This is a genomic window from Parabacteroides gordonii MS-1 = DSM 23371, from assembly GCF_000969825.1.
Lineage (GTDB): Bacteria > Bacteroidota > Bacteroidia > Bacteroidales > Tannerellaceae > Parabacteroides > Parabacteroides gordonii.
The window spans coordinates 4,338,131-4,354,093 of record NZ_KQ033919.1 but is presented as its reverse complement, the minus strand read 5'-3'; the positions used below and the strand labels follow the sequence as shown (position 1 = coordinate 4,354,093).

The 15,963-nt window shown below is 47.0% G+C and carries 14 protein-coding genes; 2 read left to right on the top strand and 12 right to left on the bottom strand.

The genetic code is table 11. From position 1 onward, the window contains the following. The 6 genes from HMPREF1536_RS16430 to HMPREF1536_RS16405 form a co-directional block, all read right to left on the bottom strand. Complete coding sequence (locus HMPREF1536_RS16430; RefSeq protein ID WP_028726334.1) at positions 1-1,254, bottom strand: ABC transporter permease; 1,254 nt, start codon at positions 1,252-1,254, stop codon at positions 1-3. Positions 1,255-1,265: 11 nt separating this feature from the next. Next, positions 1,266-2,444 carry an ABC transporter permease gene (locus HMPREF1536_RS16425; protein ID WP_028726333.1) on the bottom strand — a complete coding sequence of 393 codons (1,179 nt, stop codon included), beginning with the start codon at positions 2,442-2,444 and terminating at the stop codon, positions 1,266-1,268. Further along, positions 2,441-3,454: an HlyD family secretion protein gene (locus tag HMPREF1536_RS16420; protein WP_028726332.1), complete on the bottom strand. Its 1,014-nt coding sequence runs from the start codon at positions 3,452-3,454 to the stop codon at positions 2,441-2,443. Before HMPREF1536_RS16420 ends, HMPREF1536_RS16425 begins: the two co-directional genes overlap by 4 nt. Before the next feature lie 21 nt (positions 3,455-3,475). Then, on the bottom strand, positions 3,476-4,867 hold the full coding sequence (locus HMPREF1536_RS16415) for a TolC family protein (protein ID WP_028726331.1): 1,392 nt from the start codon (positions 4,865-4,867) through the stop codon (positions 3,476-3,478). A 190-nt stretch (positions 4,868-5,057) separates the two neighbouring features. Next, positions 5,058-5,651 carry a Crp/Fnr family transcriptional regulator gene (locus HMPREF1536_RS16410; protein ID WP_028726330.1) on the bottom strand — a complete coding sequence of 198 codons (594 nt, stop codon included), beginning with the start codon at positions 5,649-5,651 and terminating at the stop codon, positions 5,058-5,060. Between the two features lie 2 nt (positions 5,652-5,653). After that, the gene (locus tag HMPREF1536_RS16405) at positions 5,654-6,559 is read right to left on the bottom strand and encodes a hypothetical protein (protein WP_028726329.1); all 906 of its coding nucleotides are present in this window, start codon (positions 6,557-6,559) and stop codon (positions 5,654-5,656) included. 194 nt (positions 6,560-6,753) lie between these two features. On the opposite strand from HMPREF1536_RS16405, the gene guaA (HMPREF1536_RS16400) reads away from it, so the two are divergent. Further along, positions 6,754-8,274, top strand: coding sequence for a glutamine-hydrolyzing GMP synthase (guaA, locus tag HMPREF1536_RS16400; protein WP_028726328.1), 1,521 nt, complete (start codon positions 6,754-6,756; stop codon positions 8,272-8,274). A 50-nt stretch (positions 8,275-8,324) separates the two neighbouring features. Continuing rightward, positions 8,325-9,632: a glutamine-hydrolyzing GMP synthase gene (gene guaA, locus HMPREF1536_RS16395; RefSeq protein ID WP_028726327.1), complete on the top strand. Its 1,308-nt coding sequence runs from the start codon at positions 8,325-8,327 to the stop codon at positions 9,630-9,632. Positions 9,633-9,877: 245 nt separating this feature from the next. Here guaA (HMPREF1536_RS16395) and rseP read toward each other — a convergent pair whose 3' ends face one another. The 6 genes from rseP to HMPREF1536_RS16365 all read right to left on the bottom strand — a co-directional run bounded on the left by rseP (position 9,878) and on the right by HMPREF1536_RS16365 (position 15,815). Beyond that, on the bottom strand, positions 9,878-11,212 hold the full coding sequence (rseP, locus tag HMPREF1536_RS16390; RefSeq protein WP_028726326.1) for an RIP metalloprotease RseP: 1,335 nt from the start codon (positions 11,210-11,212) through the stop codon (positions 9,878-9,880). A gap of 55 nt (positions 11,213-11,267) precedes the next feature. Beyond that, entirely contained in the window at positions 11,268-12,431 is a 1,164-nt protein-coding gene (locus tag HMPREF1536_RS16385; protein ID WP_028726325.1) for a 1-deoxy-D-xylulose-5-phosphate reductoisomerase, read from the bottom strand. A gap of 6 nt (positions 12,432-12,437) precedes the next feature. Next, on the bottom strand, positions 12,438-13,310 hold the full coding sequence (locus HMPREF1536_RS16380) for a M23 family metallopeptidase (protein WP_028726324.1): 873 nt from the start codon (positions 13,308-13,310) through the stop codon (positions 12,438-12,440). A 71-nt stretch (positions 13,311-13,381) separates the two neighbouring features. Further along, complete coding sequence (rimM, locus tag HMPREF1536_RS16375) at positions 13,382-13,903, bottom strand: ribosome maturation factor RimM (RefSeq protein WP_028726323.1); 522 nt, start codon at positions 13,901-13,903, stop codon at positions 13,382-13,384. Between the two features lie 11 nt (positions 13,904-13,914). Beyond that, positions 13,915-15,219, bottom strand: coding sequence for a UDP-N-acetylglucosamine 1-carboxyvinyltransferase (gene murA, locus HMPREF1536_RS16370; protein ID WP_028726322.1), 1,305 nt, complete (start codon positions 15,217-15,219; stop codon positions 13,915-13,917). Then, positions 15,216-15,815, bottom strand: a complete 600-nt coding sequence (locus HMPREF1536_RS16365) for a DUF4290 domain-containing protein (RefSeq protein WP_028726321.1) — start codon at positions 15,813-15,815, stop codon at positions 15,216-15,218. The genes murA and HMPREF1536_RS16365 overlap by 4 nt, the downstream gene beginning before the upstream one ends. Between the last annotated feature and the right edge of the window lie 148 nt (positions 15,816-15,963).

Sequence of the window (15,963 nt, the reverse complement as noted above, 5' to 3'; positions counted from 1 at the left end):
TTACTTTTGATGCAATACCTGCTTCATCTTCATATGCCGGTATTGCTTAATGATCAGTTTGCGGCTGCGCATGATCTGGTACCTGTAGATAACGCAAGCTGTAATGAAATAAGCACCGGCCTGTATCCAGAGCGTTCGGTACTCATGGGCGACCTCATTCAGGCTGGCACCTGCCGTATTGATCCGGATAAAACCTTGTATCCCCGGCGTGGAAGGGAACAGATACCCAACCGCTTTCCAGAACGGCGGAATCGCTTCTTTCGGCCAGGATACCCCGGAGATAAACAACAGGATCACCGAAGTGAAAACAAACACCAGCATCGGCGATTCGCGGCTCGTCATAAAGCCGGACAGCGTCATCGACAGGAAGATGGATGCAAACAGATAAGGCAGCACAAACAACATGACTGTCCACGGCTCTCCCACCTGCGGCAAAGAGAACAATTTCGGAACTACCGCCAAAGCCCAGATACATACGACAACATATAATAAAAGGTAAGTAAGCGATTTCCCGAATACGATACGCAACGTTCCGTTAAAATGGCGGCTGACCGGCACCAGGCTGTGGAAACGGTTCTTCTCGCGCGCCGTCCCTCCCAGCATACCGATCCCCAGGATCAGTGTCTGCTGAATAACCAGTATCAGGATAGCCGGCACCAGAAAGCTGGCAAAGCCGTTCTGCGAGTTAAACAGGGCGACCGACTCATACGGGATGGGATTGATCGTGATCTGTTCCTGCTCGATCGTCGACGACGGGTTGTTCTGCGCCCGTATCTCTCGACCTATTTCCAGAGACACTTCGGTAGTTGCCAACAGGAACGCTTTATAAAACAACAGGGCGCTCATATCGCAATAAAGAGAGACTGTGGCCTGTTTTCCTTTGTGTATATTTTTACTGAACTCGCTCGGAAAATAGAGGATACCATACGCCTTTTTCTCATCCAGCATCCGCTTCGCCTCTTCCATATCCGCACAGACGGCGACCACCTTCACATCGGCCGTAGCATCCACCTTACGGATATATTCGCGGCTCAGGTAGGAGTCCGACTGGTCAACCACCACCATTTTGGCATTGTGCACCACCTCATTGTTATAGATGAATGCATACAAAAGCGGGTAGACGAACGGAACCAGGAAGAAAAAGATCATAACCCCTGAGTCTTTGAATACATTCTTCAGTTCATCTTTCCAGATAAAAAAGGTATCCTGAATGCCTTCTTTGATTATATATCGTAAACGATGTTCTCTTTTCATTACTTTCAGTTTTACGGAATATATTTAAAGTACAGCAATGCATTTTTAAGATGTTTCCCGATCAGGAAAGGCAGGATCAGGAAACCGGCCAGCCAGGCATATTCAGTCCATGAATAGAACAAGTCTCTCCCGTTTAACGCCTGATCCACATAGATCAGGAAGTAATGCCGCAGAGGGAACAAAGTACTCAGTGCCTGCAAGGTCGGATCCATACCCAGAACCGGGAAGGAGAAACCGACAATCGAGAAAGCGATCATCCCGAACAGGCTGGCAAAGCTCAATCCCAGACGCAAAGTAGGCAGTGTCCCGATCATAAAGACACCCACCGCCTGCGAAGCGACCACCAGCAGGAACAGGGCGGCGACCATCGGCATCCAGCCGCTGTTCAACGGGAATGCATTGAAACCATACAACGCGGAACAGCACAACATTGCCACGACCGTGAAAATAACGGTTTGCGGAAGAAGTTTTCCCAGCAAGCTCAAGGTAAACGAGTTGCCTCCCGTCTGTATCCACTGGCGGGCTGTCGAGTATTTTATCTCCGTACCGATACTGAATACCGTCACCAGGAAGATCATCAATTGAAGTACTCCCGGTAGGATCGTATTGTTCAGGTAAACAGAATAGTTCAGCCAGGGGTTACCGAGCGCATGCGTGTCGACCACAACCGGCTGGAGCTGTCCCATGATCTGGTCGGTCGTATAGCCTTTAGCCAACCCGGTCTGCAAACCGACCGAAGCGCCTGCCAGAACAGACATCGTCTTCATATCCCTGAAAAGCAGGGATGCGGCGATCAGGTAGGTGCCGTTGGTATAGAAAGACAAAGTCGGTTGCTTTCCCGTAGTAGCTTCGACGGCAAAGTCTTTCGGTATATAGAAAATACCGTATACATTTCCCTTTTGCATCTCCCGGCGCGCCTCATCGAAGGTCGCTGTCTTGTAGACAACCTCCGTCTGTTCGAAAGCATCCAGCTGGCGGATCAGGTTGCGGGATGTGGCAGAGCCGTCCATGTCGACCACTGCGATCGGCAGATTGGTCGGCAACCCGTCCTGCATCAGCGACAGGAAAAAGACAACACAGAGAGCCGGAGCGACCAGCATACAGAAGAAATAAATCGACTTCGATGTCAGCCGGTGCATTTCCCGCTTCGCCACATTCCAGATACTATGTAAACTCTGCTTCAGGGTCATAATATTTCGTTTCCTTTTTTCTTCATCACAACAGACATTCCGGGACGCAGGTCAGCAATCTTCTCCTGCGGACGGGCACGTACCTCAAAGGTCTTCGAGTCGAACTGGCCGGTTGTCTTAGTCGCTTTCCAGGCTGCATACGAGCCCATATCCTTCATATAATATACTTTCAGCTTGATCGGTTTGTTGTCGAGTGCTGGGATAAACGCATTCAACTCGGAACCGATCTTGATATCTTTCAGCAGGTCTTCACGGACGCTGAAAGAAACCCACATATCGTTCAGGTCGGTAATATTCATGATCGGGGCACCGGTTCCCACCAACTCGCCTACCTGCGGGAAACGTTCAGATACTTCCCCGTCGATCGGCGATACCAACGCCGACTCTTTCAGATACGATTCCACTTCAGCGACTGCACCTCCTGCCTGTTGAACCAGGGCTGCAGCTGCGGCCTTATCTTCCGAACGGGCACCGTCCATAGCCATGTCATACTGTGACTTGGCTGCTTTCTCCGTGGCAACCATCGCCTTATAATTTGCTTCCGCTTCATCCCTTTTCTGAGCAGACATTACCCCTTTTTCATATAAGTTCTGCACACGGGTATACGATTTCTTAGCTATTTCAAGGCCGGCCTGCGCCTTTTGCCACATTTCGTAGGCTCCGGCTATTTCCTGTACGCGGGCTCCCTTGATAGCTTTGGCACTCTGGGCTTCGGCAGCTTTCTGCGCGGCTTCGGCCTGTTGCAACTTCGCCAGGACTTCCGGGGTATTCAGGTAAACCAGCGTATCGCCGACTTTCACCCGGTCACCCTCATCGAAACGATACGACTCGACACGTCCAGGTACCTTTCCCGAAATTCTAACCTGGTTTGCTTCGGCTTGTCCCATAATAATATCATCGGGCGGAGTCAGCAAAAAGAAACCGGTCAGTGCGACTAATCCGATCACGACCAATACCGTGATAAATGCCAACATCATGTTGCTGATCGAAAACTTTTTATTCTCGTTCATCTTTGTATATTTTTATTGTTATTACTTCTGTTCATTGACCGAGAGCTTACCCATCGACTTCGTCAGGTAAACTTCCGTTAGTTTGACTTCAATCTGGGCGTCGATCAGACTGGAACGCGCCGATACCCAGGCGGTTTGTGCCTCCATCAGGTTCAGTGCAGGGATCACGCCTTCTTCAAAACCCAGATTGGCATGACGCAGGTTTTCTTCCGCATTTTCCATGTTACGGTTCGAGGCGGTCAGCTTCTTATTGGCCTCGTTCACTTTGTAGACAGACTGGTTCACCTGCAACTCCACCTTTTCACGGGCTTCCATCAGCTGAAGGGTCTGGATACGGGTTTCCGCACGGGCGGCATTTCTTTTATATGTACCTTCCCACCAACCGGACAGGGGTACTTTCACCATCACCCCGACATTGAACATGCCGGCAAATTCATTCTTAAATCCGTTGAATGCATTGGGATTCGTCACCAAGTAGTTGGCTGACAGGGCTACATTCGGTAGCATATCCGCCAGAACGATACGTTCTTTCTTCTGGTAAATCTTTGCCGCCAGTTCGAGACTCTTTAACTCGTCACGGTTCGCAAAGGCTTCGTTTACATTCGCCGTGGCATCGTTGGAGTGGACAGGGAAGCTCTCTATGTTTTCGTCAGCCAGCGCCAACGGTTCATCCAGCGGCAATCCGCAGATCTGGGCAAGCAGCATACGGGTCAGCGCCAGTCCGTTTTCCACTTTGGTCTGCGCCATTTCCGCCTCGTTCAGTTTCACCTTCACAGACAAGCCATCCGCCTGGGTAGCGACACCTTCCGCGATCATGGCAGTCACATCGCTATCCATCTTCCGGAGAAGGCTGACATAGGCATCCGCCAACTTTTTCTTATTGATAAGCGAAATTACCTGCCAGTAAGTTTCATCCGTTTTATAAATGACTTCCTGCAACTGAAGGTCGTTCATCGACTCAGCCAGTTCCCGGGCATATTTGGTTATCTGGTTATAGGAAACGATCTTCCCTCCCATAAAGACCGGCTGAACCAGCGAGACACCTCCCACCCAGATATTCTGCACATCCAGATGCTGCATCTCATCGATTCCTCCCATCAGTTGTCCGAAAACAGGAAGCTGGGCAATCGGCCCCAGAGCGGAACCGAGCTTGGCGCTCAAAGCATCCATATCCAGCAAATTGATATCTTTCTGATTCCACATATATCCTCCCATAGCGGAGAGCTGTGGAAAGTATTTGGTAAAAGCCGCCTTTCTCTCTTCGTTAGCCGCCTTCACCTTTTCGCCGGACATTTGTAACTCCTTATTATTCTGAATAGCTAAGTTTCGACATTCTTCCAATGTCAAAGTTTGTTGGGAATTAGCATAACCAGACCAGACCAACAATCCTACTAATACGATAATGCGTTTCATCTTTCTTATTGTTTTTTCATCCGGAGACTTATATAATCACTAATACATCTTATCACCTTATTCTTAATAAAAAACAACTGGCGATCTCCGATTGTTTATACACGACCAGGATACATCCGTCGCTTTCAGACAAATGTACGATAATCGATGCAAAAGTACTGGTTTACTTTAAATATAAAATTGAATTAATTCAATTAAAGATGCGCTTTTTCAGCTTACAATACCATGCATTGCTGATCCCCATATATTGAGCAATATATTTATCGGGAACACGCTGCATGATCCACATGTAGTGGTTATAAAGATATTCGATAAACTCTTCGGCGGTACATGACTGCCGGATAGCGAACATGGAATAAAGTTTCGATATGATGGTCAGCATCGCATTTTGGTAATACGAGGCAAATAAGGGATAGCGCAAAGACAGATCCTCGATATGCGTACGGGAGAATTGAAGCAGTTCGCCGGATTCCAGTGCTTTAATCTCGAATTCAGAAGGTGCTTGTGTAAAATATCCGATAGCGGAAAGAAAAGGGTACATATAGTCGGACGAAAAGCCGGTTACGCATTCGTCCCCTTTTTCACTTACATATAAATTAATGAAGAGACCTTTATTTATGAAATAGGCATCCTGGCATAGTTCGCCGGTACGGAGAAGATAATCGCCTTTATTGACAGATACCACTTTGGCTATACTTTTCAGTTCACTCACAAAAGCTTCATCACGGGCCAGGGATTCCGGAAGATCCGCTAAAAGTCTTGCAAAGTGGCTATCTGTTTCCATTGTTAATCTTCCAGAACGAAGTTTTTCTTTCCGATCAAGTTGCCGTCTACAAATATATCCACCCGGTAAGTACCCGGAGAAAGGAACTCTTCAATGTCCCAATACATTGTAACCGGATATTCTTCCCCATCGTATTCGATCAACTTCTTCATCGAATAGTTGATATCTTTCCCTTCAAAGGGGAATACATCGGCACGGCTTTTTACCAGCACGTCATCGTCCGGCTTCATGATCCGTACATATACTGTTTTTTCCCCGACAGGAGCGGTAATATTCTTGGCAATGCGGAAGTCAACTACGAAACGTTCCATTCTCTTGATCTTCTTAGCCAGCTTTCCGCGTGAGTTTACCGGAGTGACAGTGATTCCCGTTGCGTCCAGGCGGCTGGCCAGAGTAACACGTTCCGACAATTTTTCTTTTTCTTTCTTCAGGGTAGCAGCCTGGGAAGTAGCGCGCTGGTATTTCTGCACCACCTCTTTCTTTTCTACTTTCAGCTGTTCGTTTTCCCTATTTAATGAATCGATCTGAGCCACATAGTTACGCATAATCTTACGCATGGTCTCAAGCTCTTTCTTCAAACGGGCTATTTCTTTGGTATTGGTTGCTTTTACGGTACGCAATTCCTCCATCAAACGTTGCACTTTGGCCTGTTCGGTAGACAACAAACTCATCAGCGAGTCATTCCCCACCTGAAATTTATAACCTTCATATTGCATGGACAACTCGTTGAACTCATCTTCGAGCGATTCCTTATCCAGATCATACGCCTGAACCAGGTCGCTCATCTGTTGTTTCTGCTGATAAATATAGTAACCTGCACCAGCGATAATCAAGACTAATATCACTACCGCCATGATTAATAATGAGAGCTTATTTATTTCCTTTGTTTCTTTCTTTTCTGTATCCATACGGTTCCTGATAAAATGAACGTACAAAGGTAATGTTTAATCGGATGTATAAAAACACATCCGGCCTGTTTATACATTTTTTAAGAAAGAGGGAGATCATTCAACATTTGTATTGTCAGATATGGAAGATGGTTTACAAGTTTTTAGAAATAAAATTACTACCTTTGCCCCACTCAATTAAATAATAACACTGCATGCACGAGAAACTTATTATTCTTGATTTCGGCTCGCAAACAACTCAATTGATTGGCCGCAGGGTCAGAGAGTTAAACATGTATTGCGAGATTGTTCCTTATAACAAATTCCCTCATGATGCTACCGATGTGAAAGGTGTAATCCTTTCAGGAAGCCCCTACTCCGTATACGACGAAAATGCATTCAAGACTGACTTGAGTGAAATTCGTGGCAAGTACCCGGTATTAGGAATCTGTTACGGAGCTCAGTTTCTGGCTTATACATCCGGAGGCAATGTTGAACCAGCCAACTCACGCGAGTATGGACGTGCCAATCTTTCATACATTAATAATGATGATCCTTTACTGAAAGGTATCGATACAGGTTCCCAGATCTGGATGTCGCATGGAGATACAATCACGGTATTACCTGAAAACTTCAAAGTTATTGCCAGCACAGACGATGTGAAAGCTGCTGCTTATCATGTTGAAGGCGAATCGACCTGGGGTGTACAATTTCACCCGGAGGTATTCCACTCTACCGACGGAACCAAACTGTTAGATAATTTCCTGAATATCTGCGGATGCGCCAAAGACTGGACACCTGCTTCTTTTATCGAATCAACGGTAGCCGAACTGAAAGAGCAGTTGGGAGACGATAAAGTGATCCTGGCATTATCCGGAGGCGTTGACTCTTCCGTTACAGCCGTACTGCTGAATAAGGCAATCGGCAAGAACCTGACCTGCATCTTTGTCGATCATGGTTTATTACGTAAGAATGAGTTCGAGAACGTAATGAGAGATTACGAACATCTGGGACTGAATGTGATCGGAGTAAACGCAAAAGACCGGTTTTATAAAGAACTGGCGGGTGTTTCCGATCCTGAAAAGAAAAGAAAGATCATTGGCAAAGGCTTTATCGATGTATTCGACGAGGAAGCCCACAAGCTGAAAGATATTAAATGGCTGGGACAAGGCACGATCTATCCGGACGTTATCGAGTCTCTGTCTATTACGGGGACTGTCATTAAGAGCCATCATAACGTAGGCGGACTTCCCGACACAATGAAGTTGAAACTGGTAGAACCTCTTCGCCTTCTTTTCAAAGACGAGGTTCGCCGCGTAGGTATGGAGATGGGTATGCAACCGCACCTGATCAAACGCCATCCGTTCCCCGGCCCGGGTCTGGGTATCCGCATCTTGGGCGATATCACACCGGAGAAAGTTCGTATCCTGCAAGATGCCGACGAGATCTATATGTCGCTGATGCGTGAATGGGGATTATACGACAAGATATGGCAGGCCGGAGTGATCTTGCTCCCGATCCAGTCTGTCGGAGTAATGGGTGATGAACGTACTTACGAAAACACGGTCGCTTTACGTGCCGTAACATCTACCGATGCTATGACTGCCGACTGGGCGCAACTGCCTTACGAATTCCTGGCTAAAGTGTCCAACGAGATCATCAATAAGGTTAAGGGCGTAAACCGCGTCGTGTACGATATCAGCTCCAAACCGCCCGCAACGATCGAGTGGGAATAAGCATATAAGAAGGATAATCTAATTAACTTAATAATTTTAGGAGGAATACGATGAAACAAGATATGATCGTTATTTTAGACCTGGGAAGTCATGAAAATACGGTATTAGCCAGAGCTATCCGTGCATTGGGTGTTTATAGTGAAATTTATCCTCACGATATCACAGTAGAGGAACTGAAGGCATTACCGAATGTAAAAGGTATCATCATCAACGGTGGCCCGAACAATGTGATCGACGGTGTTGCTATCGATGTAAATCCGGACATTTATTCCCAGGGGATTCCTGTGATGGCTGCCGGCCACGACAAAGCATTATGTGAAGTAAAACTCGGTGAATTTACCGACGATATAGAGGCCATCAAAGCAGCTGTGAAGTCTTTCGTTTTCGATACGTGCAAAGCGGAAGCAAACTGGAACATGACAAACTTTGTCAACGACCAGATCGAACTTGTCAGACGTCAGGTTGGCGATAGGAAAGTGTTGCTGGCCCTGTCAGGCGGAGTAGATAGCTCTGTTGTGGCTGCCCTGCTTTTGAAAGCGATCGGCGATAAACTGGTTTGCGTACATGTAAATCACGGTTTGATGCGCAAAGGTGAATCGGAAGATGTTGTTGAGGTATTCAAAAACCAACTTCAGGCTAACCTGGTTTACGTTGACGTTACGGATCGTTTCCTAGGCAAACTGGCTAACGTGGCCGATCCGGAGGAAAAACGTAAGATCATCGGTGGCGAATTCATTCGTGTATTCGAAGAAGAAGCCCGCAAACTGGATGGTATCGACTTCCTGGCACAGGGTACGATCTATCCGGACATCGTGGAAAGCGGTACAAAGACAGCCAAGATGGTAAAATCTCACCATAACGTCGGCGGTCTGCCCGACGACCTGAAATTCGAGTTGGTTGAACCTCTGCGTCAGTTGTTCAAGGATGAAGTTCGTGCATGTGGCCTGGAATTGGGCTTACCTTACGAAATGGTTTACCGCCAGCCGTTCCCCGGCCCAGGTCTGGGTGTACGTTGTCTGGGTGCTATCACCCGTGACAGACTGGAAGCAGTTCGTGAAGCCGACGCTATCCTGCGCGAAGAATTCCAGCTTGCCGGATTAGACAAGAAAGTATGGCAATACTTTACTGTTGTTCCTGATTTCAAATCAGTAGGTGTACGTGACAATGCCCGTTCTTTCGACTGGCCTGTTATCATCCGCGCCGTCAACACAGTAGATGCCATGACAGCCACCATCGAACCGGTTGACTGGCCTATCCTGATGAAGATCACCGACCGTATCCTGAAAGAAGTAAAGAACGTAAACCGCGTTTGCTACGATATGTCCCCGAAGCCCAATGCAACTATTGAGTGGGAATAAACAGATATACGGTTAAAATATAACCCGCAGTATCGCAAAAGAAGCACCCCCTGAAAGTAGGACAGGTTATTTACGCTATATTTTGGTAAAGAGTTCGGTATTGTACCGAACTCTTTATTTTTTTAACTCTTTCATTATTACAACACTCTATCCAACCTATATATATAAAAATACCCCCAAAAGTTGGAAAAACTTTTGGGGGTATTTCAATAGAGAGAGTTTTTATATATTAACCACTATATTACTTACTTGAAGAAGAAGCGGAACAGGTCGTTACCATTTGCGTAGATAAGCAGGGCAAAGAGCAGGAACATACCCGTGATCTGTGCATATTCCAGGAACTTATCACTCGGCTTACGGCGGGCGATCACTTCATAGAGCAGGAACATCACATGACCACCGTCCAATGCCGGAATAGGCAATATATTCATAAAGGCAAGGATGATTGACAGGAATGCCGTACGTGTCCAGAACACCTTCCAATCCCATGTGGCAGGGAACAGACCACCGATCGTACCGAAACCACCCAGGCTTGAAGCTCCTTCCTTCGTAAAGACATACTTCATGTCGTTTACATATCCTTTCAGCGTATTCACACCTAAACGGATACCGGCAGGGAACGACTCGAAGAAACCGTATTTAATAGTCTTTGTTTGGTAGAAATCCAGAGGAGTCTTGGCATAAATACCCAGTTTTCCCTCTGCATTTGTAGAAACCGGCAACGACATTTCCTGACCGTTACGATAGAAACCGACCTCTACTTCTTTTCCTTTATTATCAGCCAGCATTTCGGCTGCATCATAATAAGTAGGGGTTTCCTTTCCATTGATTGAAACGATACTATCGTTCGGCTGCATACCGGCATCACGGGCTGGTGAGTCCTTATCGGGCAATTCTCTTACGACCATCGGGATCGGGAAATTGCTTGCATCGACAAAACCGTCTTTGTTACGCATCATGCGCTGCATCATATCGTCGGGCATCGGAATCACTGTTTCTATGCCATCACGCAGTACGGTTACATTCTTAGCTTCTACCACCTGACGCAAAGCAAACTCATCCAAACGATCCAGTTCCTGTGCATCGGCATAACGGAGAATATCCCCGTCCTTGAAGCCGACTTCTTTCATTGTCTCGCTGAAAAACATACCATGTGAAATGTTCTTCAGCGGCAGATATGTTTCGCCCCAGGTATAAAGTACCATCGAGTAGATGAACAAAGCCAGCAGGAAGTTGAACAACACTCCTGCGATCATGATCATCAGACGCTGTCCGGCAGGCTTGGAACGGAATTCATACGGTTTGGCAGGCTGGGCCATTGCTTCTTTATCCATGCTCTCGTCGATCATCCCGGAGATCTTGCAATAACCTCCCAACGGCAGCCAACCCAGACCATACTCCGTTTCACTGTTCTTCGGTTTGAATTTGAAGATTGCAAACCAAGCATCGAAGAAAAGGTAGAATTTCTCTACCCGAACCTTGAAGATACGGGCAAAGATAAAGTGCCCGAACTCGTGGACAAGGACTAATATCGATAAACTCAAAATGAGTTGTAACGCCTTAATTAAAAATGTCTCCATCTATTGTTTGTCTGTATTAATTTATTTCTTTTTACTCATATATTTGTTCCATATCCTATCTGCCGGTCGTTTCCATGACGGCTGTCGCGATCCGGCGCGCTTCCGCATCGGTTGCCACATAATCTTCATACGTGGGAGCAGTAATGAAGGAAACCTTTTCCATTGTCTTTTCAATCACATCGCTCATTTGCAGGAAGCCGATTGCATCACGCAGGAAAGCGGCTACCACTATCTCGTTCGCCGCATTCAGGATACAAGGCATATTTCCTCCTTTGCGGATTGCATCGAATGCAAAAGCAAGATTGCGGAAACGTGTCATATCGGGCTCTTCGAAGGTCAGGGTGGAATATTGGTTGAAATCCAGGCGGGGCGCTTTGCTCGTCAACCGCTTCGGATAAGAAAAAGCGTAACTGATAGGCAACTTCATATCCGGGATGCCCAGCTGTGCCATCACAGCGCCATCCTCGAATTGTACCATCGAATGGATAACAGACTGCGGATGCACCACGACCTGTATCTGTTCAGGAGCCACACCGAACAACCATTTCGCTTCGATCATCTCGAAACCTTTATTCATCATAGAAGCCGAGTCGATCGTCACCTTCGCTCCCATCGTCCAGTTCGGATGTTTCAGTGCCTGAGCTTTGGTCACCACGGCCAACTCTTCCATCGTCTTTGTACGGAAAGGGCCACCGGATGCAGTAAGCAATATCTTTTCTACCTGATTCTCCCACTCTCCGGCTAAACACTGGAAAATAGCTGAATGTTCAGAGTCGACGGGTAAAACCGGTACTTTATATTCTGTGGCAAGCGAGGTGATCAGTTCACCGGCCACTACTAGTGTTTCCTTATTGGCAAGAGCGATCGCCTTACCAGCCTTAATGGCCGCGATCGTCGGTTTCAGGCCGGAATAGCCGACCATTGCCGTCAGCACCATGTCGATCGGCTCCGACTGCACCACCTGCGCGATTGCATCCGAACCAGCCCATACCTTGATAGGCAAGTCTTCGAGCGCCTCCTTCAATTCGGGATATTTCTGTTCGTTGGCAATGACTACCACTTCGGGCATATATTTACGTGCCTGGTTGATCAGTAAATCCACCTGGTTATTAGCTGTCAGGGCATACACCTCAAACAGGTCGGCATGTTCGCTGACAACTTCCAGCGCCTGTGTGCCGATAGAACCGGTAGAACCTAATATGGCTAAACTTCTTTTCATGGATACTTAAAAAGCTATGTATTCTTCGGGATTGACCGGATTACCTTTATACCACAACTCGAAATGAAGATGCGGCCCGGTAGAAAGTTTCCCAGTGTTTCCAACCAAAGCAATCGCTTCACCGGCCACTACATGGTCGCCAATCTCCTTCAGTAATAATTCATTATGTTTATAAACGGAAAGAAAACCGTTCTTGTGCTGCAACTGGATCACATTTCCAAAATTCGGGTCGAAACCGGTAAATACCACTGTCCCGTCGAGCGTAGCCAGTACGCTTTCTTTCGGCGCGGCCACCAGGTCTACCCCGAAATGGCGGGCATCCGCTTCGTAATGAGAAGAAACGACACCGTTCACCGGCTTATAGAAAAAGATGCCATCGGTAGGAACGGGATTAGGGTTCAGTACCGTCAGGTTATATTTCTCTTCTTCCTCGAAATTCTTTACGAATTTCTCTTCCGACTTTGTACGGGGTATCTCGTAGTTGGCATCCACATGAGCCAGCGAGTCTATCTGGCGGATAGAGTCGAGTTCGATCGTTCCCGACAGGATGCCGGCCACATTCTCCAGGTACAGCGACTGGATAGAGATCATCCGTTCCAACGAGTCCGCCCGCAAAGCGTTTTGCATGATCTCTTTACGAATTTCCACATCCAGATAACCCGGCAGGTAGTTGCGTATCGGTGTCTTGATAATGATCAGGGCGGTGACTGCGATCAGGAAGAAAGCAAACAAGGCAAGTGACAGAAAGGCGGATAATTGCGACAACCGGAAAGACCACACTTCTTCAAGCGTCGTTTCATTAAAGAAGGACAGCTTGTATTTAAACCGGATCCGGTGCCAGAATGATTTCTTATTGTTCTTTCGTTGTTTTCGTGCCATGCTTTTATGTTAAAACGCAAAAGTAGCAAAAACCGTATCTACACGGGCATTGTTTACTCTAATTAACGTTTTTATAAATCAAGCAAACCTTCGGGCACAGAAACCTGAAGCGTTTTGTTATCATGATCTGCAGAGGTTATCAGTTCTTCTGCGGCCGGAAGAAGCAGTTCTTCTCCGTTATGGTCGATCTGTAAAAGAACGTTGATCGTCGTTTCGTCCACATCGGTTATTTTTCCAAGTTCACCATGATGCTCGTCGATAACGGTATAGCCAATAAAGCTGTCCCAGGTCATATCACCTACCAGGTCGTCCTCATCGACTGCATCCAGCAAAAAGAATGCTTCGCGGTTCGTAAACTCGCGGGCAGCTTTCTCGTCGTTCACATTTTCGAGTTTCAACAGGATGACCGTATCGGTCTTATAACGGTATTCTTCCACAAAGAACGGTACCAGGATGCCGTCTATTTCACAGATCACGCAGGGATCTTCCGCATCGTCGAACACGTCACTGTTCGTCACCAGCGAGATCTCCCCTTTTATTCCGTGGGGCTTGGCAAACATACCGATCTTAAATACTTCTTCTTTTTTTATCATAACAGGGAATATCAGAGCCGTGTGATACGGGCTCCTATGCTATTCAAACGTTTATCGATATTCTGATATCCACGGTCTATCTGGTCGATATTGTGGATATGGCTGGTTCCTTCAGCACTCATCGCAGCGATCAGCAGGGCAATACCTGCACGGATATCCGGCGACACCATGTTGGAACCGCGTAATTTGAAACGGTTACCGAGCCCGATCACCGTTGCCCGATGGGGGTCGCAAAGGATGATCTGTGCCCCCATGTCGATCAGCTTGTCGACAAAGAACAGGCGGCTTTCGAACATCTTCTGATGGATCAGCACACTACCTACGGCCTGTGTAGCCACTACCAGGAAGACACTCAGCAAGTCAGGAGTCAGTCCCGGCCAGGGCGCATCGGCAATGGTCATGATAGAGCCATCGATAAAGGTATCTATTTCATACGATTCGTGAGTAGGGATATGGATATCGTCACCGATCTGTTCGACGGTAATACCCAGACGGCGGAATGATTCGGGGATAATTCCCAATTTATCATATCCGGTATTCTTTATGGTGATGTCGGAAGCGGTCATGGCGGCCATACCGATGAAACTGCCGACTTCGATCATGTCGGGAAGGATGGTATGGGTCGTTCCACCGAGCGAGTCGACACCTTCGATAGTCAATAAGTTGGAACCTACGCCCGAGATGCGTGCTCCCATCCGATTTAGCATGGAAGAGAGTTGTTGCAGGTAGGGTTCACAAGCGGCATTATAGATGGTGGTGGTTCCTTCTGCCAGCACAGCGGCCATCAGGATATTGGCGGTACCGGTCACCGAGGCTTCATCCAAAAGCATATAGGCGCCTTTCAGACGTTTGGCTTCGATCTCGTAGAGCTGGCGTTCGGCATCGTAGCTAAAGCAGGCACCCAGCTTCTGGATACCGACAAAGTGGGTGTCCAGCCGACGACGACCGATCTTATCACCTCCCGGTTTTGGGATCAATGCCTTTCCGAAGCGGGCAACCAATGGGCCGACAATCATCACCGAACCGCGCAGGGAGCCACTTTTACGAATGAATTCATCTGTATTCAGATAATCCAGATCGATGGCATCCGCCTGGAAGGTATAGGTATCGGCTGCCGGATGGTCGACTTTCACCTGCATATCGCGAAGTAGCTGTATGAGGTTGTTTACATCGAGGATATCCGGCACATTATGGATAGTTACTTTCTCCGGAGTCAATAAAACGGCACAGATCACTTCGAGGGCTTCGTTCTTAGCGCCTTGCGGAGTGATCTCTCCCGATAATTTATATCCACCTTCTATAACAAATGAACTCATCGGCTTTTACGGGGATAATTCTTTTTGTTAGTATTATTACGCGCGAGGATATCGCGGCTTTCAGTCAGCTTATGCACTTCTTCACTCAATACGATAGCTCCGCCTGACAGTTCGTCGAGATCTTTAAATATCTTACGGTCGTCAACGGATTCTTTGTTCCAGGTAAGGAACGATTTCTTCATCTGGGTAGCCAGCAGTTTGATAAGCTGGTCTTTTTCAACACCCGGATTCAGTTCGGTCGCTTTACGGATCATCAACTCCAATGTCTTTCCGTAATGGCGGTAGCGGATACGGTTATTATTGTAAGGAATACGCGGCGGACGGGCGTAAAGATTTTCTTTCTTCACGATCTCGTACGGGTAATCGATATCCAGTTTAAAGTCGGCCATAATAGCCAGGTGATCCCACAAAATGTGTTTGAAATCGTTTACATCACGCAGGTGGGGAAACATGTTTCCCATGATGTTGATTATCGTATTGGCGCAGCGCTTCCGCTCTTCTCTGTCCTCAATAGCAACACAATAATCAACCATGTTCTGGATATTGCGTCCGTATTCGGGCATAACCAATTTCTTTTCTTCTGTATTATATTTCATTATCATATTCTTTTATCCGGCAAATGTACAGATTATAATTGATTTACACAAGATAGGCAATAAGTGAACAACGAGCATACAATTATTGTTTTCTCACATAAAACAAAAAAATTTCCCGGAGAGAAATAACTCTTTCTCCCCGGGAAAT

Excerpts from the sequence above, each read along its gene's own strand:
- rseP (WP_028726326.1), bottom strand. The coding sequence starts at position 11,212 with ATGGAGACATTTTTAATTAAGGCGTTACAACTCATTTTGAGTTTATCG.
- HMPREF1536_RS16365 (WP_028726321.1), bottom strand. The coding sequence starts at position 15,815 with ATGAAATATAATACAGAAGAAAAGAAATTGGTTATGCCCGAATACGGA.
- HMPREF1536_RS16410 (WP_028726330.1), bottom strand. The coding sequence starts at position 5,651 with ATGGAAACAGATAGCCACTTTGCAAGACTTTTAGCGGATCTTCCGGAA.
- guaA (WP_028726327.1), top strand. The coding sequence starts at position 8,325 with ATGAAACAAGATATGATCGTTATTTTAGACCTGGGAAGTCATGAAAAT.
- rimM (WP_028726323.1), bottom strand. The coding sequence starts at position 13,903 with ATGATAAAAAAAGAAGAAGTATTTAAGATCGGTATGTTTGCCAAGCCC.
- HMPREF1536_RS16420 (WP_028726332.1), bottom strand. The coding sequence starts at position 3,454 with ATGAACGAGAATAAAAAGTTTTCGATCAGCAACATGATGTTGGCATTT.
- HMPREF1536_RS16430 (WP_028726334.1), bottom strand. The coding sequence starts at position 1,254 with ATGAAAAGAGAACATCGTTTACGATATATAATCAAAGAAGGCATTCAG.
- HMPREF1536_RS16385 (WP_028726325.1), bottom strand. The coding sequence starts at position 12,431 with ATGAAAAGAAGTTTAGCCATATTAGGTTCTACCGGTTCTATCGGCACA.
- HMPREF1536_RS16405 (WP_028726329.1), bottom strand. The coding sequence starts at position 6,559 with ATGGATACAGAAAAGAAAGAAACAAAGGAAATAAATAAGCTCTCATTA.
- HMPREF1536_RS16425 (WP_028726333.1), bottom strand. The coding sequence starts at position 2,444 with ATGACCCTGAAGCAGAGTTTACATAGTATCTGGAATGTGGCGAAGCGG.
- guaA (WP_028726328.1), top strand. The coding sequence starts at position 6,754 with ATGCACGAGAAACTTATTATTCTTGATTTCGGCTCGCAAACAACTCAA.
- HMPREF1536_RS16415 (WP_028726331.1), bottom strand. The coding sequence starts at position 4,867 with ATGAAACGCATTATCGTATTAGTAGGATTGTTGGTCTGGTCTGGTTAT.
- HMPREF1536_RS16380 (WP_028726324.1), bottom strand. The coding sequence starts at position 13,310 with ATGGCACGAAAACAACGAAAGAACAATAAGAAATCATTCTGGCACCGG.
- murA (WP_028726322.1), bottom strand. The coding sequence starts at position 15,219 with ATGAGTTCATTTGTTATAGAAGGTGGATATAAATTATCGGGAGAGATC.